The organism is Streptomyces sp. NPDC058576, from assembly GCF_042718715.1.
Classification (GTDB): Bacteria; Actinomycetota; Actinomycetes; order Streptomycetales; family Streptomycetaceae; genus Streptomyces.
On record NZ_JBHXPF010000018.1, the window covers coordinates 13473 to 32970 of the forward strand.

The 19498-nt window shown below is 72.0% G+C and carries 15 protein-coding genes; 8 read left to right on the forward strand and 7 right to left on the reverse strand.

Annotated elements, in window-relative coordinates; genetic code table 11:
* The first annotated feature begins 105 nt into the window (after positions 1 to 105).
* Positions 106 to 1014 (forward strand): TIGR03619 family F420-dependent LLM class oxidoreductase, encoded by a 909-nt coding sequence (locus tag ACFWRV_RS15345; protein ID WP_384333972.1) that lies wholly within the window; start codon positions 106 to 108, stop codon positions 1012 to 1014.
* A gap of 29 nt (positions 1015 to 1043) precedes the next feature.
* Here ACFWRV_RS15345 and ACFWRV_RS15350 read toward each other — a convergent pair whose 3' ends face one another.
* From ACFWRV_RS15350 to ACFWRV_RS15365, 4 genes are all read right to left on the reverse strand, one after another.
* Positions 1044 to 1664 (reverse strand): antibiotic biosynthesis monooxygenase, encoded by a 621-nt coding sequence (locus ACFWRV_RS15350; protein WP_384333975.1) that lies wholly within the window; start codon positions 1662 to 1664, stop codon positions 1044 to 1046.
* A gap of 63 nt (positions 1665 to 1727) precedes the next feature.
* Positions 1728 to 4499 carry an AAA family ATPase gene (locus tag ACFWRV_RS15355; protein ID WP_384333978.1) on the reverse strand — a complete coding sequence of 924 codons (2772 nt, stop codon included), beginning with the start codon at positions 4497 to 4499 and terminating at the stop codon, positions 1728 to 1730.
* A complete protein-coding gene (locus ACFWRV_RS15360) occupies positions 4496 to 5398 on the reverse strand; it encodes an LLM class flavin-dependent oxidoreductase (protein ID WP_384333981.1) in 903 nt (300 codons plus the stop codon). The genes ACFWRV_RS15355 and ACFWRV_RS15360 overlap by 4 nt, the downstream gene beginning before the upstream one ends.
* The gene (locus ACFWRV_RS15365) at positions 5395 to 7635 is read right to left on the reverse strand and encodes an LLM class flavin-dependent oxidoreductase (protein ID WP_384333983.1); all 2241 of its coding nucleotides are present in this window, start codon (positions 7633 to 7635) and stop codon (positions 5395 to 5397) included. Before ACFWRV_RS15365 ends, ACFWRV_RS15360 begins: the two co-directional genes overlap by 4 nt.
* Positions 7636 to 7754: 119 nt before the next feature.
* Here ACFWRV_RS15365 and ACFWRV_RS15370 point away from each other — a divergent pair, with 119 nt between their 5' ends.
* Positions 7755 to 8138: a winged helix-turn-helix transcriptional regulator gene (locus ACFWRV_RS15370; protein WP_384333986.1), complete on the forward strand. Its 384-nt coding sequence runs from the start codon at positions 7755 to 7757 to the stop codon at positions 8136 to 8138.
* A 523-nt stretch (positions 8139 to 8661) separates the two neighbouring features.
* Here the strand turns inward: ACFWRV_RS15370 and ACFWRV_RS15375 are convergent.
* Positions 8662 to 8970, reverse strand: a complete 309-nt coding sequence (locus tag ACFWRV_RS15375; RefSeq protein WP_384333989.1) for an ArsR/SmtB family transcription factor — start codon at positions 8968 to 8970, stop codon at positions 8662 to 8664.
* Positions 8971 to 9032: 62 nt separating this feature from the next.
* Between ACFWRV_RS15375 and ACFWRV_RS15380 the strand changes: the two genes are divergently transcribed.
* Both ACFWRV_RS15380 and ACFWRV_RS15385 read left to right on the forward strand, forming a co-directional pair.
* The gene (locus ACFWRV_RS15380; RefSeq protein WP_384333991.1) at positions 9033 to 10025 is read left to right on the forward strand and encodes a zinc-binding dehydrogenase; all 993 of its coding nucleotides are present in this window, start codon (positions 9033 to 9035) and stop codon (positions 10023 to 10025) included.
* A 215-nt stretch (positions 10026 to 10240) separates the two neighbouring features.
* Entirely contained in the window at positions 10241 to 10735 is a 495-nt protein-coding gene (locus ACFWRV_RS15385) for a MarR family winged helix-turn-helix transcriptional regulator (protein ID WP_384333994.1), read from the forward strand.
* Positions 10736 to 10855: 120 nt separating this feature from the next.
* Here the strand turns inward: ACFWRV_RS15385 and ACFWRV_RS15390 are convergent, their stop codons facing one another.
* Positions 10856 to 12382: an MFS transporter gene (locus tag ACFWRV_RS15390; RefSeq protein ID WP_384333996.1), complete on the reverse strand. Its 1527-nt coding sequence runs from the start codon at positions 12380 to 12382 to the stop codon at positions 10856 to 10858.
* Between the two features lie 254 nt (positions 12383 to 12636).
* Here ACFWRV_RS15390 and ACFWRV_RS15395 point away from each other — a divergent pair, with 254 nt between their 5' ends.
* The 4 genes from ACFWRV_RS15395 (at position 12637) to ACFWRV_RS15410 (ending at position 16615) form a co-directional block, all read left to right on the forward strand.
* Positions 12637 to 13074, forward strand: coding sequence for an NfeD family protein (locus ACFWRV_RS15395; RefSeq protein ID WP_384333999.1), 438 nt, complete (start codon positions 12637 to 12639; stop codon positions 13072 to 13074).
* Positions 13075 to 13139: 65 nt separating this feature from the next.
* Positions 13140 to 14255 (forward strand): SPFH domain-containing protein, encoded by a 1116-nt coding sequence (locus ACFWRV_RS15400; RefSeq protein WP_384334002.1) that lies wholly within the window; start codon positions 13140 to 13142, stop codon positions 14253 to 14255.
* A 178-nt stretch (positions 14256 to 14433) separates the two neighbouring features.
* Positions 14434 to 15657, forward strand: a complete 1224-nt coding sequence (locus ACFWRV_RS15405) for a hypothetical protein (protein WP_384334210.1) — start codon at positions 14434 to 14436, stop codon at positions 15655 to 15657.
* Positions 15647 to 16615: a hypothetical protein gene (locus ACFWRV_RS15410; RefSeq protein WP_384334005.1), complete on the forward strand. Its 969-nt coding sequence runs from the start codon at positions 15647 to 15649 to the stop codon at positions 16613 to 16615. Before ACFWRV_RS15405 ends, ACFWRV_RS15410 begins: the two co-directional genes overlap by 11 nt.
* Before the next feature lie 34 nt (positions 16616 to 16649).
* Here ACFWRV_RS15410 and ACFWRV_RS15415 read toward each other — a convergent pair whose 3' ends face one another.
* Positions 16650 to 19328 carry a glycosyl hydrolase family 65 protein gene (locus ACFWRV_RS15415; protein ID WP_384334008.1) on the reverse strand — a complete coding sequence of 893 codons (2679 nt, stop codon included), beginning with the start codon at positions 19326 to 19328 and terminating at the stop codon, positions 16650 to 16652.
* Between the last annotated feature and the right edge of the window lie 170 nt (positions 19329 to 19498).

Below are 19498 nucleotides of genomic sequence, written 5' to 3' on the forward strand. Positions count from 1 at the left end.
GGACGCACCGCGCACACGACCGTGACGCATCGCCGAGGGCACGCGAGCAGGGTCTCCCCCGCGAAGCAGCCGGCCGAAGCTCATTCCTGAAGTAATGGAGTTCGCATGCGTATCGGGTTCTCGCTTCCTCAGTACGGCGCCATGGCTCAGGAGCTCGGAAAGCTGGCCGACTTCGCCCGGCAGGCTGAGGAACTCGGCGCCGACAGCCTCTGGGTGGGTGACCGCGTACTGGCCGCCGTGCATCCCAGCGTGGGCTATATGGGCACGGACACGATTCCGTGGCAGCTGCGCACCATGCTCGACCCGTTCGTGGCGCTCAGTGTCGCCGCGAACGCCACCGAACGGGTGCTGCTGGGCACCTCCGCGCTCATCGCACCCTGGTACTCCCCTCTGCTTCTCGCCCGGTCGCTGACCGGTGTCGACGTGGTGAGCGGGGGTCGTCTCGTACCCGGCCTCGGCACTGGCTGGTCGCCCGAGGAGTACCAGGGCGTCGGCGTTCCCTGGAAGGAGCGGGGAGCGCGACTGGACGAGTGCCTGGACGTGCTGGAAGCCGTGTGGACCACCGAGCCCGTCGCCCGACACGACGGCAGGCACTACGCCTTCCCGGCCGCCCATATCGGACCCAAGCCGCTCCAACGCCCCCGGCCCCCGATCTATCTGTCCGGCTTCGCCCCGGCCGCCCAACGCCGGGCGGCCCGCCGCGCGGACGGCATACTTCCGGTCGCGGTGCCCGTCCGAGGCTCCGCATTCGACCCTGCCACCGTGATCGACCAACCGCTGCGGCAGGTCCGCCGCATCGCCGAGGCCGAAGGCCGCGACCCGGCCGGCATCGACGCCATCCTGAGGATCAACCCCACCGCCGGGTCGACCGTGCCGGAGATCGCGGACATCATCCTCCGTACGGGAGACGAGACCACCGTCGACCATGTCTTCGTCGACTTCGTCCACGTGGCCGACCAAGGCGTGGACCAGGCACTCGAACTGATCCGCAGGACACTCGAGCTGACCCGCTGAGAACCCCAGCGCACAGAAGCCCCGCCGGATCACTGTTCTCCCGGGCCCCGTTGTCGTGGCGGTCCCTCGCGCGTTGTCGAGGTTGTGGCATAGAGCCAACGGCGAAGGGCGAGGGTCACGGTCGGCATCATCAGATACGTCATCAACGTACTGAACAGCAGAGCGAGAACGAACACGCGCGCCAGCAGCGGCCATGCACTGAGTGCCGGCCCCAGGAGGCCGTTGCCTATCAGAGAAATCGGAAGTACCGCCGCGAGGGCGGCGAGCGCCATCTTCCACCGGGGCGGCGCCGGCACGGTCGCGCCGTGTGGAGCGGTGAACAAGGTCTCCATTCCCGCGAGTTCCCGCCGGGCCACCTCGGTCTGATGATGACCCTCACAGTTGTCGAACAGCGCTGCTCGTTCCCGCGATGTCGTCCAGCCCCGCGCGGACTCGTGATCGCGGAATCGATGGATCAGCACCCACGGCCCGGCGGCTGTCGGAGGTCGGAACAACCCGTCCCCCAAGTGGCCGGGAAAGGTGGAGGCGGTGGTGGTCACCCGCCCGAACCACTCCTGGAAGTCCTGCTCGTAGCCGGGCTCCACGGCGCGCGCGGTGAGCAGGGTGACGTCGGTCCGGCCGGCCTCGTCCGCCTCGTCAGCCGGAGGCACGGCGACCGTCCCCCGCGGGGTCTCCTTGCTGGAACCGCGGCATGTCGTCGCTGTTCCACGCGTTCACCGCGCCCTGGAACCGACGTGGGTGCGGCAGAGCTCGGTCCGCGTGTTGATGCCGAGCTTGGCGAACACGTTCCCGAGGTGGTGGCCCACGGTGCGGTGGCTGATCCGCAGCTGTACGGCGATCTCACGGTTCGTCAGTTGCTCGGCGGCCAACTGAGCTACGCGCTCCTCCTGGGCGGTGAGCCGGCTCACCGCCCAGGTGTCCGAGGTCCCCCGACGTCCCGGCGGCCCGGTAAGGTCCTGCTCGCGCTGCGCGCGCCGGTGCAGGGGCTGGGCCCCGAGCCGGCCGAACACCTCCAGGGCGGCCCCTATCCGGACGCGCGCGTCGATCCGCCGACGGCTCCGTCGCAACCACTCGCCGTAGAACAACTGAGCGCGTGCGTGGAGCAGAGGGTGGGATCGGGCACCCGGCACGTCGAGCGCGGCCCGGAAGGAACTCTCCGCGCCGGGGCCTCCCAGGAGCGCGCGAGCGAGGTGGGCGGCGCAGCGTGCCCACGGCGCTCCGGTGCGCCGCGCCCAGGCTTCCAGCGCGCGCACCCGTTCCTCCGCGAGGTCGTGTCTTCCGACGTGTACGGCAGCCTCGGCGGTGTCGAGAGCGGCCAGGAGCGCGAAGGTCGGGTGCTCCGCGCCATGGCCGGGCTCGGCCAGGCGCACCAGGGTGTCCAGCGCTTCCTCGGGACGTTCGTGGAACAGCGACGACATGCCGCGGTTCCAGTAGGCGGCTGCGCTCAGCGCGCGGACGCCCCGGGGGAGTGACGTCTCCAGGGTGCTGGCGGTGAGCTCCGCCACCGCGCGCTCGTCACCACGCGCGGCGTCGAGCCAACCCAGGCTGGTGCGGCAGTGGGAGGCGATGTGGTCGGCGCCCATACCCTCGGCCAGTCGCAGGCCCTCGGTGGCCGAGGCCTCCGCTTCCGCCCAGCGGCCGGCCACGTTTTCGAGCATCGCGGTCTGGGCCAGGGCGAAGGCGAGTCGCGCATGCTCGCAACGCCGCCGCACGTGCGGCATTCGATGGCGCAGCACGTCCGCCATCGGCTGGTCGATGCCCCAGGCCAGCGCGAGGGGGGTCGGCGGCAGCAACGGCAGGGTGGTCGTCGGGGCTCGCGCGATGGCCTCGGCGGCTGCGGAGGCGTCCGCCGGCGACGCGTCGGCGGACGCGTCGTCGCTCCACCAGGCCAACGGGCCGGGTAATCCGGCCCGGCCCTCGATGTCGAGTCCGAGCAGAAGCTCACGCGCTCCGGCCCGTAGGTCATCGCGTCCGGCGGACCAGGCGGCGCGCATGGCCAGCGTCCCCAACTCCAGTGCCGCGCCCGGATCCGAGACCTGGTGCATGTCGGTGGTCAGGTAGTGGTGCGCCAGTTCCGGCAGGCCTCGGGCGAGCTCGATGATTCCCCGTAAACCCTGGCTTCGCCGGGCGACGTGCGGGCCGGGGGCCAGCCGTTCCGCCTCGTCGAGCAGGCGCTCCGCCGTGGCCGCCCAGCCGGCGTCCCACGCGGCCCTGGCCGCCTCTGCGAGTCGCTGTGACGCGTCGATCGGTACGGCCGAGAGTTCGGCGGCCCGCTGCAACGCCCGTGCCGCCGGCGCGGTGGCCCCGCGGAGACGGGAACGGGCGGCGGTCCGTTCGAGCAGCGTCGCAACGTTCTCGTCGCGGTCGTGGGCGACTGCGGCGAGGTGCCATGGGCGCTCCTCCGCCTCGTCCGGCATCGTGGCGGCCAAGGCCTGGTGAGCCTTCCGCCTCGCCGCGGCACCGCAGCCCTCATAGACGGCTCTCCTCACGACAGGGTGCCGAAAGCCAACTCGGTTGCCCACCACGTGGAACAGACCCGCGGTGGTGACTTCCTCCCAGGCAGCGTCATCGGCCCCCGCCGCGCAACCGGCACGCTGCACCGTGACGCGGTCGCCGCGCTCTTCGGCCGCCGCGACCACGGTCAGCAGCTGCGCCGGGGGACTGAGGGCCTCGATCCCGGCGCGGAAGGCCCGCTGGAGGCGCGGCCCGACAGCCGGCCGCCCGGCCAGGGCATGCCCGGCTTCGTCGGCGTCACACCTGAGCGTGGCCATTTCGTGCAGGGCCAAGGGGTTGCCCCCCGCCGCCCCGACCGTGTTGCGCAGCGTCGCATCGTCGGCGAGCGGGGTCATGGTGAGCAGAAGTTGCCGCGCGCTTTCGTCGGTGAGGCCGCCGACCCGCATTTCGGCCAGACCTTCCCACGGTCGGGCCGCGGGAGCGCTGTGATCGGCGAGCACGACCACGATGGGATGCGGCCGTACGCGTCGGGCAACGATTCCCAGGCACATCGCGGTGGCCTCGTCGAGCCACTGTCCGTCGTCCACCACGACGAGTACGGGCTGCCGCGCGGCAAGTCCGCCGAGCAGCGACAGCACCGCCGCCCCGACCAGCAGGCGGTTCGCCGGCTCACCGCTCGACCCGAGCGCGGCACGCAGAGCAGCGGCCTGGGCCGTCGCCGACGGCTCGACGCGATCGGTAACCGGTTGCAGCAGGCCGTGCAGCCCCGCGTGGGCGAGGTCCGACTCGGGCCGGGTGGCGCAGTAGCTCAGCCGGACGAAGTCCGCCGCCCGGTCGTGCACGTGGCGAAGCAGAGCGGACTTGCCGATGCCCGGCTCGCCCCACAGCACGAGCGCGCCACCGGTCCCGTCGCGGGCCTGCGAGAGAAGCGCGTCGAGAGCCGCGGTCTCCTCGTGGCGTCCGAACAACGGCGCCGGAGCTGCGATGGGCGGGTTGGCGACACCGTGCTGACCACGGGCGAGCCGCGTCACGCCGAGCGTTCGGACTGGACGAGCGCCCGGGCGCGCGGCGCGACCTCTTGACCGAAGAGGTGGAGATCGGCGGGCTCGTCCGAGGCGAGGATGAAGCCGGACACGCCGTACCGCAGGGCGAGGTCGGCGATCTGTTCGGCCCAGTCCTCAGGAGTCCCCTGGAACAGCCCACCACTGCCGCCGGTCGTGAATCGGCCGCTCAGGTTGAGCAAGCGGCTGACCGCTGCGGGCTCGCGACCGGCGGCGGAGGCAGCCTCGTCGATCTGCTCGTTCATCGAGGCGAGCGACGCGGGACCGTCGGGGAGGAACTGGAGAGAGGGCAGCCAACCGTCGGCGATCCGGCCGGTCAGGCGGAGCATGCGCGGCTTGTAGGCGCCGATGCGGATCGGGATGCTATGGGCAGGTGTCGGCCCGCGCTTCGCGCCGTTCACGGTGTAGAACTCCCCCTCGATCCGGAGGGGGCCGGACTCGTCGGTGGCCCACAACCCCCGGATCACGTCCACGGCTTCCTCCACCGCCCGCACGGCCTGGGCCGGTTCGAGGCGGCGGCCTCCCATCGCGACGATGCCGTCCCAGAACGCACCCGCGCCGATACCCAGTTCGACCCGCCCGCCGGTGAGCCGGTCCAGACTCGCGGCGGCGCGAGCCAGCACGGCGGGGGGACGCAACGGAAGACTCAGCACATTGCTACTGATCCGGATCCTTTCGGTCCGTGCCGCGACGTACGACATCAGGGTCCAGGTGTCCTGGAACGCCGCCTGATAGGGGTGGTCCTGGAAGCTGACCAGGTCGAGTCCGGCCTGCTCGGACGTCAGGGCCAGCTCGACCGGCGCCTGAGGCGGGCGGGCGGTGGGGGTGACGAAGCTGCCGAACCACAGTGCGTGGCCGTAGTCGGTCATGGGTTGCTTCCTCCGGGGTCGCTCGTGGAGGGCGTGAGCGCGAAGTTGTCGCCGAACACACCCTCCGGGTCGTAGACGGTTTTCAGTGCACGCAGACGGGAGAGGGTCCGTGGAGGCCATGCCTCGGCGATACGCTCGGGCCGGAGGCTGGACTCGAAGCTGATGTAGAGGCCGTCGAGGAACGGGCTCAGCTGGGCCCACGCCGTGTCGACCGCCTCGTCGGTGGCGCCCATCACCACGAGCGAGAAGTTCGCGTCGCGGTGGGCGTAGGCGGTGGCGTCCCGGGGGACGTCGGCGACGGCGCCGCCGACCGAGCGGAGCTGGAACCATCTGATCGCGCCGGTGCGGATCACGCGAGCGGCCGCCGCGGCGAACTGCGGTGTCAGGTGGCGGAGCAGACCGCTGCGGGAGACCGGTTCACCGCGGGAAACCGGTGCGTCGTCGCTCGCGTTGTCCATCACGGCCGCGTAGGACGTGACGGCGACCTCCTGGGCGTAGACGGGAGAGATCGCGGCCAGCGGCTCCAGCCGGGCGAGTACGGTCTCCGGGTCCGCGGCGTCGACCATGGTGCGGCTCACCGCCAGCGCCGGCAGCCCGCCCCGCAGGGGCGGCACGATGAGGAAGCTGGTCAGGTCCCGCGGGGAGCCCTCGACCACCCGGCCCCACTCGACGAGGTAGCGCTCGGTATCGCTCGCATCCTGGGTGAGCTCCGCGAACGCGACCGCACCGACGTCGTCGGCCTCGAACTCGAAGGCGGTGACGATCCCGAAGTTCGCGCCCGCTCCCCGAACCGCCCAGAACAGCTCCGAGTTCTGTGCGTCACCGGCCCGGAGGACGGAGCCGTCCGCGAGCACCATCTCCACGGCCCGCAGACGGTCGATCGTCAGGCCGTGCCCACGTGCGAGATACCCGATGCCCCCCGCCGTAGCAAGCCCTCCCACTCCAACGCCTCCGTAGTCGCCCGAGCTCAACGCCCAGCCGTAGGGCTCCAGTGCGGCCGCTACCTCGGCCCAGCGCGCCCCCGGTCCGATGCGCACCCGGCGTGTCTTCTCGTCCAGCACCTCGATCGCGTTCATCAGTGAGACGTCGATGACGATCCCGCCGTCATTGGTGGAGCGCCCGGAGACCCCGTGCCCGGCGCTTCGGCGAGACAGGGGCACGCCGGGGTGTCGACGGGCGAACGCGAGCGCCAGTGCGACCTGTTCGTTCGTCGCCGCCCGCAGGATGATCCCGGGCGCCCCGCCGCGCAGGTATCCGGATCGCAGCCGCGCGTACGCGAGATCACCCGGCTCGACGACCTCGGCCATGTCCGACGGAGCGCTCTCGTAGTCGATCCCCGGCCGACGTCTGGCGAGCACGGCGGATCGCCGCACCCGTGCGTCCGACCAGCCGCGAGGAAGCAACGCGTCCACGGCTGCCCGTAGCGCGGGTGCGACCTCGCTCGCGAAGCAGGCTGCGACCTCTCGCTCGTCGGTGTCGAGCACGATGGTGCCCACCCCCTGTTCGACGACCAGGGGCAGCAGGTCACCCACCCAGTCCGCGGGTGTTCCGGTGAACCTGCCTGTGCGCCGGCCGAAGCGGCCTCGGATCGATACCCGCCTGCGGATCTCGCGGGGATCGCGACCCACCCCTCGCGCCGCCTCGTCGACCACGAGGTTGCCCCGCGCCAGCGCCGCACTGTCGCAGTCGGCCGTCGACCATACGTCAGCCTGCTGCCCGACCAGTCGCAGCAGGCCCCGGCCTCGGCCCTCCACAGCGATCGGCACGTCGTGCGCGGGGGCAGCCTTCTGCACTCCCGCGAGACGGTGGAAACGGCCGGTGAACCGGCCGAGGCCGGGGTCGAGGACGTTCCACACCTCGCGAACGACGGCGATCGCTTCTCCGAGTGCCGCTTCGGACTCCGCGGTTCCGCACCCGGCCTCCGCGGGGTCGGCGTGGAGAGCCAGCTCGACCCTGCCGTCGGTGAGCCGGTCCAAGCTCGCGACGGTGCGAGCGAGCATGGCCGGATGCCGGGTGGGGCGTGCTTCCACCGTCAGCCCGAGCGAGGCCGTCGTCGCCGCGAGCCAGGACGACACGGTCCATGGTTCGAGGTCATCGCCCGCGGTTCCGGCCGGAACGACCAGCAGGTCCAAACCCGTCTGTTCGGCCAGGCCCGCCACCTGGGTCAGCCGGTCGGGGCCATGGCCGGCGCCAGTGGGTAGGCGTAGCCCGAATCTCAGCCCATGCCCGTAGTTCACAGCACGTCGTGCGGGGTCGGGTGGGTGTTCATGGCACCAGGCTGCACGGTGATGACCATGGGCAACAAACGAGGTGTGACCAGGTCATCAAAAATGACCTGCTTTGATAAGCTGACTGCATGGCCACTTCTCGCCCGCCTCATGAGTCCTCCGCCGCCGAGGGCCGGAGTCGCTCGGACACCGACTACGAGCACATCGATGACGATGTGTGCCGTAGCTTCCAGCGGTCGGTCGAGATCGTGGGCAAGAAGTGGAGCGCCGCGGTGCTCCTGGCGGCGATGCGGGGCACCCGCCGCTTCGTCGACTACCGGGCGCGGATCCCTGGAATCTCGAACCACCTGCTGTCCCAGCGTCTGCGCGAGCTCGAAGGCCACCAACTGATCGAGCGGGTCGTGGTGCCGACGACACCGGTCCAGATCACGTACCGGCCCACCGAGCGAGGCGCCGGCCTGATGCATGTTCTGCACCCGCTTGTCGAGTGGAGCGTCAAGAACGAGGAGTAGTGCGCGCCGGAAGGACACCCCTCTCCGGCGACGGGTGAGGAACCGCGTCGTCGCGACCTGGGTCGCCCCGGCGTCGGGCGCGCCTCCGGACGCGGCGGCCATCGCACCGGCACCAGGCATACGAAGCCCTCCTCGTCGTCCGTGGGACAGCCCCAGTCTTCCGGCCGCGCGGTCGTCCGCGCATCGCCCTCCGGAGCCGTCATGCCTGGCACCTGAGGCGGGCGGGGAGGGCGCGGACCCTCGACCGGAGTCGAAGGCGGTCCCCTTCCCAGGTCGGACGGAGGCAAGCAGTCTTCTTCTCGTGCGCGGTTCGCGTGGTGGCGCCCGGGCGGTATCCGCACCAGGAGTTTCGACGACCGCGACGGCTTGCCACCTGCCATGGCCGACTTGCCGCCGGACCGGAACCCGTCCGCGTGCTGTCACGGGGGCGGGTTCGCGGGTTCAGGGTCCGCGAGCCGACGGGTCCGCCGCCGGCGTGCGGAGTCCGTGCCCGGACCGGCGGGCCGGCCCGCGGTCAGGACTCCTAGAACACGTCGCGCAGGGTGTCCAGCAGGCGGGCGATGTTCGCCTCGTCGCGCCGGTAGTAGGTCCACTTGCCCCGCCGGGTGGCGACCACCAGCCCTGCCCGCCGCAGCATCGTGAGGTACTGCGAGGTGGTCGACTGCCCCAGCCCCGCACGCCGCTGGATGTCGGTCACGCAGACACCGATCTCGACGTCCTCGGGCTCCTGACCGGGGAAGCTCATCGGCTCCTTCAGCCACTCCAGCATCTGCCGACGGGCCGGGTTGGACAGGGCCCGGAACACCGCCAGCAACTCCGCTTCCGAGAACACGCGGCCATCGTATCGGCATCAACATATTTATGATTCGCGATATGACGATGTATGGTGGCCGCATGTCCCCTTCGATGCGTGCATCCGAACTCGTCCGCTTCGGCGACGCGGACACCGCGTTCGCCACCCGCGAGCTGCCCATTCCCGCCCCCGGCCCCGGTGAGGTGCTGGTGCGCGTGCTGGCCACCTCCGTGAACCCCCTCGACCTGCAGACCCGGCGCGGCGACTACCGCGACCAGCTGCCGCTGCCTGCCGTGATCGGCAACGACGTGTCCGGCGTGGTCGTCGGGAACGGCCCCGGTGCGGACGACTTCCAGCCGGGCGACGAGGTCTGGTATCTGGCGCCGATCTTCGCCGGGCAGGGCACCTACGCCGAGTACCACGTGGTCGACCAGGCCCTGGTCGCCCGCAAGCCGGCACGGCTTTCGCACGTCGAGGCCGCCGGGCTCGCCCTCGTGGGCATGACCGCGTGGCAGGCACTGGCCGAACGTGCCGGGCTGCGGGCCGGCGAGCGGGTCCTGGTGCACGGCGGAGCCGGCGGGGTCGGCTCCGCCGCCATCCAGGTCGCCGCCGCGCTGGGGGCCGAGGTGATCACCACCGCGCGGGCGAGGGACCACGCGTTCGTCACCGGGCTGGGGGCCACCACCGTGATCGACTTCTCGACCGGTGACTACGTGCCGCAGGTCCGGGCGCTGGGCGGGGTGGATGTCGTGCTGGACACGGTCGGCGGCGACACCCTCAGCCGCAGCGCGGAGGTCCTCGCCGACCGGGGCCGCGTGGTCTCCGTCGTGGACATCCCGCAGCCGCAGAACCTCCTGGCCGCATGGGGGGTGAACGCGACCTACCACTTCCTCTTCGTCGACCCGGGCCGGGCACGGCTCGAAGCGCTCGGCCGCCTCGTCGACCAGGGCAAGCTCCGGCCCGTGATCGGCACCGTGTTCCCGCTGGCCGACATCGCCCAGGCGCACACACTGCTGGAGGGCGGCACCACCGACGACGGCCGCTCACGCCCTCGCGGCAAGATCGCCATCGCTGTGCCTCCCCAGGCTCCATGACCGCGAGAGTCCCTGCCCGGAGCGTTGCGACAGACGAGGGGCAAGTGGCTGGAGCGGTCACCTCTCGACCGGCACGACCCGGCAGCTCTCCACCGGCACGACCCGGCAGCACTCCACCGGCACCGGGCCGCCCTCACCGATGAACTCGCCCGCCGCCTGGGAGCGGGTGGGCGCGGGCGTTCGGGTAGCGTGTCCGGCCTGGACTGGAGGTGACCGTGGCGGAGGCCGAAGAGGTGGCGGGGGAGCGGGGCGCGGCGGGCCGGCTCACCACGGATGAGGCGGTCCGCGCGATGCTGCTCACCATGCCGCGGCTCATCTCGCGGGCCAAGAAGACACCGGTGCCGGAGCAGCTCCGTTCCCTGAGGCTCGCGCCCCGGCACCTGTCCCTGCTGTCCTGCCTGCTCTTCGACGGGCCCACGCCGGTCAAGGACCTGGCCGCCCGCCTCGAAGTCGCGCCGACCACCGTCAGTCTGATGGTCAGCGACCTCCAGCGCCAAGGCGTCGTCGACCGCCGCCCCGACCCCGGCGACGGCAGGCGCAGCATCGTCTCGATCAGCGAGGACCCCACCACGCGCGAGGCCGTCGACGCCTGGCTGACCAGCAGCGCCAGGGCCTGGCATCAGGTGCTCGACGGTCTCAGTCCCGAGGAGCGCGCCACCGTCGTACGGGTCATCCACGGCTATGAGGAAGCGCTCGCCGGAACGCCGTGAACCGGGGCCGACCGCCGGATCCAGGGCCTCGCGCAGCCGCGGCACCGCTGTCGTGAACGGCCCCGCCGCGAGCGTGCGCGGCGGGGCCGTTGGAGTGGGGCAGCGAGTCGCCGGACGGGTTCAGGTGCCCGCGGCCGACTTGGTGCCGACGGCCGCCGTGGCGCCGGAGAGGGGGCCGCGGTCCTCGGGCGCGTCCTCGTCCTCGTCGGGCTCCACCTCGTGTACCTCGACCCGGCCCGGGGGCAGGACGAAGGCGAGCAGTCCGGCCAGGGCGTAGAGGCCGACGACGGTCAGCAGACCGGTCACCGCCGCGTCCAGGGGGGAGTGCCGGTCCTCCAACAGCGTGAAGTAGACGGTGCCCACGATCGCCACGCCGGTGGCCGCGCCCAGCTGGATGGCCGTGTTGATCAGCGAGGAGGCGGCGCCCGACGCGGACCGGGGCATCGTGGCCAGCACGATGGTCAGGAGGGTTCCGGCGACCATGGCGAGGCCGATGCCGGAGATGACCATGCCGGGCACCATGTGCCACCACTCCAGCCCGCCCGCGTAGCGGTTCACGGTCCACGCCACGATGCCCATGCCCACCGTGATGACCGCACAGCCCATCAGCACCACCCGGCGGCCGAGCGGCATGAGCCGGGGGGCGAAGGCCGATCCGATGCCCACACCCACGGTGAAGGTGGCCAGCGCCACCGCCGTACGCAGCGGGGAGTAGCCCTCGGCGGTCTGGAGGTGAACGGTCAGCACCACCTGGTACGCCATGCCGCAGAAGAACAGGACGGCGACGAGCAGTCCGCCCAGCGAGCTGCGGTGGCGCAGCAGGTCCGGGTCGATGATCGGGGACTCGCCGCGGTCGGCGACCCGGCGCTCGTAACGGGCGAACAGCCACAGCAGGACCGGGCAGGCGGTCATCAGCGCGAAGGTCCACCAGGGCCATCCCAGTTCCCTGCCCTGGATGAGCGGGTAGAGGAGGCTCACCAGTGCGGTCGTGGCGATCAGGGTGCCCCGGACGTCGAAGGTCTCCCGGGAGTCGGCGAGCGATTCGCGGGTGAGGAGGTAGGCGGCGACGAGCGCGATCAGTCCGACCGGCACGTTGATGAAGAACAGCGGACGCCAGCTGAGGTCGAAGAGGTCGGCCTGCAGCAGTACGCCGCCGAGCAGCGGGCCGCCGATCCCGCCGAGGGCGAGCGACATGCCGTACATCGACATCGCCTGCGGGCGCTCGGACTTGGGGAAGTCGACCTGGAGCATCGCCAGGACCTGGGGCACCATCAGGGCCGCCGCGGCGCCCTGGAGGATGCGGGAGGCGATGAGCATCTCCATGTTCACGGCGGCGCCGGCCAGGGCCGAGGTGACGACGAAGCCGCCGAGGCCGATGAGGTAGATCCGCCGGCGTCCGAGCTGGTCGCCGAGGCGGGCACCGGTGATCATCGCGGCCGCGAAGGCGAGCGTGTACCCCGCCACCGACCATTCCAGCTGCGAGGACGTGGCGTCCAGGTCGCGCTGGACCGCGGGGAGCGCGACGTTGAGGACGGTGTTGTCCACCATGTCCATGAAGACGGCGAACAGGGTCACCGCCAGCGTCGCCCAGCGCTTGGGGCTGTACTGCGGCGGTGGTGGTGCGTCGGCCGGTTTTTCCACCGTCATGAGTCGACCCTCCGATAGCCTCGGGCAGCGGCAGCGCAGCCCCCGTTAAATAGCTTTGCTTTCAAAGCAAAGCTATTTGCGCGGGTTGCGGCATGTCAAGCGGTGGCGGGGCGGGAGCCGAGCCGGCGACCCGGCGGGGGCTCGCTCCGGGCCTGGCGTGAGCCGGTCGATCGGGAATCGAACGGGCCCGACGGTTCCGCCCTGGGGCTGAAGGGGTAAGTAGCTGAATAAGTCCCCTTGGGGAGGCTGATTCGATGCCGTGGTTCGCATGGCTGCTCGCCGCCGCGGCGCTGGGCGCCGCGGAGTTCTTCACCCTGACGCTGGTCTTCGGGCTGCTCGCCGGCGCGGCCGTGGTCGCCGCCGTCGTGGCCGGGGTGGGTGTCGGCCTGCTCGGCCAGCTCGTGGCGCTCGGACTGGCGGCGGTGGCGGGTCTCGCTCTCGTCCGCCCCGTCGCGATGCGGCACATCGCGCAGGGGCCCCTGACCCGCGAGGGCAGCGACGCGCTGATCGGCAAGCGGGCCGAGGTCATGCAGGAGGTGACCGCCACCCACGGCCTGGTCAAGCTCTCCGGCGAGGAATGGACGGCTCGCGCTCTCGACGAAAGCCATGTGATCCCGGTGGGAGCGCTGGTGGACGTCATGGAGATCGAGGGCGCCACAGCTGTCGTGTACCCCCGCGAGCTCCTTCCGTGACCGGCTGAACACGCGGCGTCGAAGGTGTGGCGCTGCCTACCTGGCGAAGCAGCGATGGAGGAAGCATGGATCCGGTGGTCGTCCTCATTCTCGTGGCGGCGCTCGTCGTAATGTTCCTCGTGGCCGCCACCGTGCGGATCGTTCCGCAGGCGCGCCGCTACAACATCGAGCGGTTCGGCCGGTACCGCAGAACGCTCCAGCCCGGCCTGAACTTCGTCCTGCCGGTGGCGGACCGGGTCAACACCAAGCTCGACGTGCGCGAGCAGGTGTATTCGTCCGACCCCAAGCCGGTGATCACCGAGGACAACCTCGTGGTCAACATCGACACCGTCCTCTACTACCAGATCACCGATCCGCGGGCGGCGGCCTACGAGGTCGCCGACTACCTGCACGCCATCGACCAGCTCACCGTGACGACCCTGCGGAACGTCATCGGCTCCATGGACCTGGAGGGGACGCTCACCTCGCGCGAGGAGATCAACGCCCGGCTCCGTGCCGTCCTCGACGACGCCACCGGGAAGTGGGGCATCCGGGTCAACCGCGTCGAGATCAAGGCCATCGACCCGCCGAACACCATCAAAGAGGCGATGGAGAAGCAGATGCGGGCCGAGCGGGACAAGCGCGCGGCCATCCTGCACGCCGAAGGCGAGCGGCAGGCCAAGATCCTCACCGCCGAGGGCACGAAGCAGAAGGACATCCTGGAGGCCCAGGGCACGCAGCAGGCCATGATCCTGCGGGCCGACGGCGAGTCGAAGGCCGTGGAGCTCGTCTTCCAGGCCGTCCACCGCAACAACGCCGACGCGAAGGTCCTGGCCTACAAGTACCTGGAGACGCTCCCGCATCTGGCGCAGAGCGACAACAACACCTTCTGGGTGATCCCGGGCGAGCTGACCGAGGCGATCCGCACCGTCACCACCGCGTTCGGCGACCAGTCGTCCGCCACGGGTGCCCCGCCGTCCGCGCGGCGCGCGGACGGTACCGCCGCCGATGTCGCCGACAGCGACAAGGACGACGTCGGAGCTCCGGAGATCGAGCCGAACTCGACGCTCGCGCTGGATGCCGTCGCCGCCGCCGACGAGGCCGCGAAGCAGGCCGCGGTCGCGGTGAGCGACGCGAAGGCCGAGGCGGAGGCCGCGGGGGAGACCCGGCTGCCGGGGCGGGGACAGATGTCCGGCGAATGAGCCGCTGAACGGCACGGCCTTGGCCGGAACCTCCAAGGGCTCCTGAGGCTTCCAGCACGCAGAGGTCCTGCACGTAAAAGTCTTCGTGCGGCTGTGCCGGTACGGCAGACTTGCTGGCGCAACTCACGTACGGCACAGGCGACTCGGGGGAAATACGACGGTGAATCGCCGCGTGTCCATGGTGTTGGCCGCCTACGGGGTCTGGAACCAGGCGACCGTGCTGTTCTTTCTCGAACCGGCGAAGGAACAGCTCGCCACGGCGGCCGGGCCCGGCATGACGGTCGGGGACGTCCGGGTGCTGGGGCTCTCGCTCGACGGCTTCGCGGTGCGCGACCTGCACCACGTCGAAGGCTGGCTGCCGCAGCTCGGCTTCGTCGTGCTGAGCGGTCTGCTCACCTACGGCGTACTGCGCGGGAGTCCGGGACTCAGACCGAGGTTGGGTACCGTGGTCGCGCTGATCGGAGCCGCGCTGCTCGCCGCGGGGGCGGCGACGCTGCTCGGGGCGGCGCTCGATCCGGAACCGCGCCCGACGCTCCTGCCCACCTACGGCCAATGGCTGGTGGACGCCGCGGTGGGAGAGGCGCCTGCCGCGGCGGCGGCCCAGTTCGCGCTGTGCACGCTCTGGCTCCCGGTCGTCGTCTGGTTCCTGGTGTGGCGGTACCGGCGATGGGAGCCCCTGCGGACGTACCTCAAGACCGACGAGGCCGCCGAATCCGCCGGGGCCGCCAAGGGCGCCGAGAGCGCCGAGAAGGCGGGTCAGCCGCCGCTGATCACCGCGCGGGGGCGGCGGCACCTGGTGTGCGCAGGGCTGATCCCGGCCGTGCTGCTGGCCGTGGCGGGGGGACCGGTCCTGCGCCACACACAGGTGGGGACCCTGACCCAGGGGGCGTCGGTCACCTTCGATCCGGACCTGTGGGACTCCTACCGCCCGCCCGCACGGGTCGACGAGTTGAGCGGTGTGCTCTATCCGGCGCTGCGCCTGCGCCCGCTCAGGACCGAGCTGACCGGCGGCTGGATCGCGACCCTGGTGGTCTGTGCGGTCCTCCTCCTGGCGCTGGCCGTGGCGCTCCGCTCGCTGGCACGGCGTGCGGCCGAGGTACGACGGTGGAGCCCGGCGGCACGGGTCGACCTGGTCATGAAGGGCTGGTACGCGACGGTGCTGGCAGCCGTCGTCGCCGCGTTCGTGGACGGGCGGGTGCTGCGATGGCTCGCGGAAGGGACGGGCACCACGTCGGCCGACCGCCTGGAGGTGGCTCTCGGCGACGCCGTCCGGTTCGGCGCCGCGTGGGGGTGGACGACGGGGCTCGCGTGCCTGGGAGTGATTCTGCTGACGAAGCGGCGCGAGGACCACGAGGTCCCGCGTGTCGACGAGCGCGAGGAGCAGCCGGTCGATGGCGAATAACCGACGTGTGACCCGCAGGACCGGCGCGCTCACCCGGGCCAGCGTACGCCGGGGGAGTGGGCGTCGCGCGCCCCAGGCCGAGGAGCAGGAGGAGGCGACGGGCCGGCTGCGGTATCTGAGGAGCCCGACCGCCTGGCTGCTGGGCATCGTGCTGGCCGTGGTGACCGTGACCTTCCAGGACGTGCTGGCCGCGTCCGTGAAGACGGTTCTTCCGCTGGACCGGGTGCCGGACCGGCTCTCGCCGCAGAACGCCATCGACGTGGTCGACGTGAAGGACGTCAAGGACACCGGGTTCTACGTGCTGCGTGACCGCGTGGGCCCGGGGTTCCTCGACGAACTCTCCGCGGGCACCCCGTGGGGGCAGAACCACGACGTCGTCGATGCCGGGGAGTCGGACTGGATGATCACGGTCCAGGGCCGGGCCGCCCAGCAGGTCCGGATCACCGACATCGTGCCCGAGCTGGTGGGAGGTTCGTGCGCGGCGCCCCTCGGCGGCAGCCTGGTCAGTCTGCCCTCCCAGGGGGTCATGGACGTGATCCCCCTGGAGGTGGCGGTGGACGAGCCGCGGCCCCGCCTCAAGACCGCCGGCAAGGGCGCCGAGGAGGCGCAGCCGTTCTTCACCGGTCCCGGGGCCAAGCACATCACCTTGAACCAGAACGAGACCGAGGCGTTCATCGTCCATGCCACCTCCCGCACGGGCCACTGCCGGTGGCGCTACCGCGTGCACTACGAAGTCGGCGGCGGTACGGCGGAGATGACGATCAGCGGACCCGGGGGCAAGCCCTTCGAACTGACCGGGCAGCTGCCCGACACCTCCGACTACCGGAGCGTCTACTTCCCCGCCTTCACCTGCAAGAGCTCGAACTCCCGGACCTCGCGGAACTGGTACGAGCAGTCGGGGGCCGAGTACACCCGCGACCGGCGCGGCGACGAGGTGCCGCCCTGCCCGGAGGGCTGAGGCGGCACCTCTTCGGGAGAACCGGAGGCGAGCCCTACCGTCCGTCCGCCGTCACCCGCAGCTCCGTCACCCCCGCCGGCTTCTCCGGGTCCTGCGAACGGACCGTCAGCCGGACCTTGCGGGCCGTGTCGCCCGCCAGGTACGGGCGCCAGAAGCGGCCGTCGAGGGAGGTCTCCACCGTGTGGGAAGCGGGCGTCACGTCGCTCCAGCGCGGGGCCACCTCCGTGATCCTCAGCGGCCTCGCGCCCAGGTCCACCGTCAGGGAGCCCGCCGCGCCGTCCGGGGACCAGGACGTCGCCGGGCTCCCGTCCACCGCCGCCTCCGCGTACAGGCCCGGGGCCTCGGAGGTCGCCGTCACCGGGCGGCAGCGCGCCACATCGGCCGTCGGGGTCAGGTCCGGGCGCCGGGTGGGCAGGGTCAGCGTGGCGGCCAGGCGGCGCGGCCCCTCCGCGGTGTGCACCGTGAACGGGGCGCCCGACGTCAGGCGGACCGTGGTCGTCCGGGGGCCGACCTCGACCTCGTACGTCGCGTCCCGGAACCGCAGGCCCTTCAGCGTGACGCCCTCGTGCAGTTGGGGCGGCAGCGTCGGGTCCAGGCGCACCCCGTCCTCGCGGAGCCGGAGCCCCGTCAGTCCGTGCGTGAACACCTGGAGGAAGCCGCCCTTCCCGGTCAGGAAGTCGTCGGCCGGGAAGCCGGACAGCGGATCCTCCGAGCCCGCCTTGTCGCCGCGCGCCTCGGAGAACAGGTCGTACGGGCCCCGCATGAAGGGGCGTACCGCGCGCTGGAGATACGTGTACGCCGAGCAGCCCGGCTCGCCGATCGCCGCCGCGTCGATCGCGTGCACCGAGTCCGTCATCGCCGGGCCGTCCGGGTCGGTGCGGGCGGCGTAGTAGTCCAGGGTGGCCGCCGCCGCGCCCGGCTCCATCGGCCACTCCAGGGGGTACGTCAGCAGGACCGTGTCCGCCTGCTTGATCGTGGAGCCGTTGTAGCCCGCGTACTGGAGGAAGACCTTCCGCTCCGCGTCGTACGGGATACGGAGCCCGTCCGCGACCTCGTTCCAGGCGGCGGGCGGGCGGTGGCCGAGGAGGCGGGCCGCGCGGGTCGCGTTGCGCAGGGCGGTGGCGGCGACCGCGTTGGTGAAGACGCCGTCGTCGACGCCGTTGCTGTACTCGTCGGGCCCCGCCACGTCGTTGACGGAGTAGCTGCCGTCAGGGTTCGCCGTGGCCCGGGAGCGCCAGAAGTCGGCGATGCCCTTCAGGAGCGGCCAGCCGCGTGCCGCCAGCCAGTCGCGGTCGCCGGTGGCCAGGTAGTACTGCCAGACGGCCAGCGAGACGTCGCCCTGGAGGTGGTTCTGGGTCCGGCAGTGCGGCGGGTCCACGCTGTGGCACTCGGACGCCAGCCGGCCCCGGCTCGCGCTGGTCCAGGGGTAGAACAGCCCGTCGTGGCCCAGCTTCTCGGCGTTCGCACGGGCCGCGCCCCGGGTGCGGTAGCGGTACTCGACGACCGGGCGGGCCAGCTCCGGGCGGGTGGCGAGCAGCCCGGGGAACATCCACGTCTCGGCGTCCCAGAACACCAGGCCCGCGTAGTTGTCGCTGGTCAGACCGGCCGGGGCGATGCTGTTCGCGGACCCGCGCCGGGTGCTCGCCAGCAGCCCGTACTGGGCGGAGCGCAGCCAGCCCTGCAGCTCGCGGTCGCCGGGGACGAGCACATCGGCGGACCACGCCTCGCGCCAGGCCGCCTCGTTCGCGGCGAAGACCCGGTCCCAGCCGCGCCGCGCCGCCCGGTGCGCGGCCTCGCGGGCGTCCTCGGCCGGGGCGGCGGAGGTGAGGGCGGTGTCGACGCCGACGTACTTCTCGAAGGTGTACGTCCGGCCCGCGCGCACCGGCGTCGCGAGCGGGGAAGAGCCGGGACGCAGGGTCTCGACCACGCCCGCGCCGCGCCGCATCGTCTGCGCGAGGGCCCCCTCGACCCCGGTGCCGAGCGTGCGGAACGTGCCGTCCTCGCGCAGCTTGATCCGGCGCGCGCCCCGCTCGTCGAGCCGGCCGGTGACGGTCGCGGTGCCGCTCCAGCGCGGGGTCATCCGCAGGCGTACGGCACCGGTGTGGGCGTCCGCGCGGTTGGCCAGGACGTCGTAGGCGAGATCGGTCGCCCGGCCGTCCGCGGTCGTCCACCGCAGCGAGGTGCGGACGAGGCCGCAGGAGAGGAAGACCGTCTGGCGGTAGTGCGAGATTCGGCCGACCGGGGTGTCCGGGCCGAGGGTCTCCTCACCGACGCCCACGTCGATGTTCGTCCAGCTCGGCAGCGCGGCGATCACCTCGCGCCCCTCGGCGACGGTCTTGTCCGCCGCGTACAGCCCGGAGACGAACGCGCCGTCGTAGCGGGGGGTGTAGAGCGGCCAGCCGGTCTTCTCGACAGTGGACGCGTATCCGGCGCCGGTGGCGGGGACCCGGTGGCCGAGATAGCCGTTGCCGACGTACGGGTCGTAGCCGTCGGCCTCCCCGAAGCGGGTGGAGGCCGGCGCCCAGGCGGGGTCGGAGGCGTCCCCGCAGGCCGGGGGACGCGCACCGGGGCCGGGGGAGCCGGCCGGGCGGGCCTCGCCGGTCGGCGGTACGGGGTCGGGCCCGGCCGTGGCGGCGGCGGGCGGCAGCGGTGCGATCAGGGCGGCCACGACCATGGGGGCGAGGACGAGGGCGGAGACGCGCGGGAGGCTCACGGTACGAAGGTAGGGAGGGGGCCGTACGGTCGGCCGTCACGGCACGCGAAGGCCCCGCACGGGGCGTCCGCCTGCCCGCCGGATGGAGCAGATCCAGCCATCGGGGGAGGCCCCTCGGCCGCCGGGCCGCCGCCATCCCGAACCGCCGGGCCGGTGCCGTGGGTCCGCCA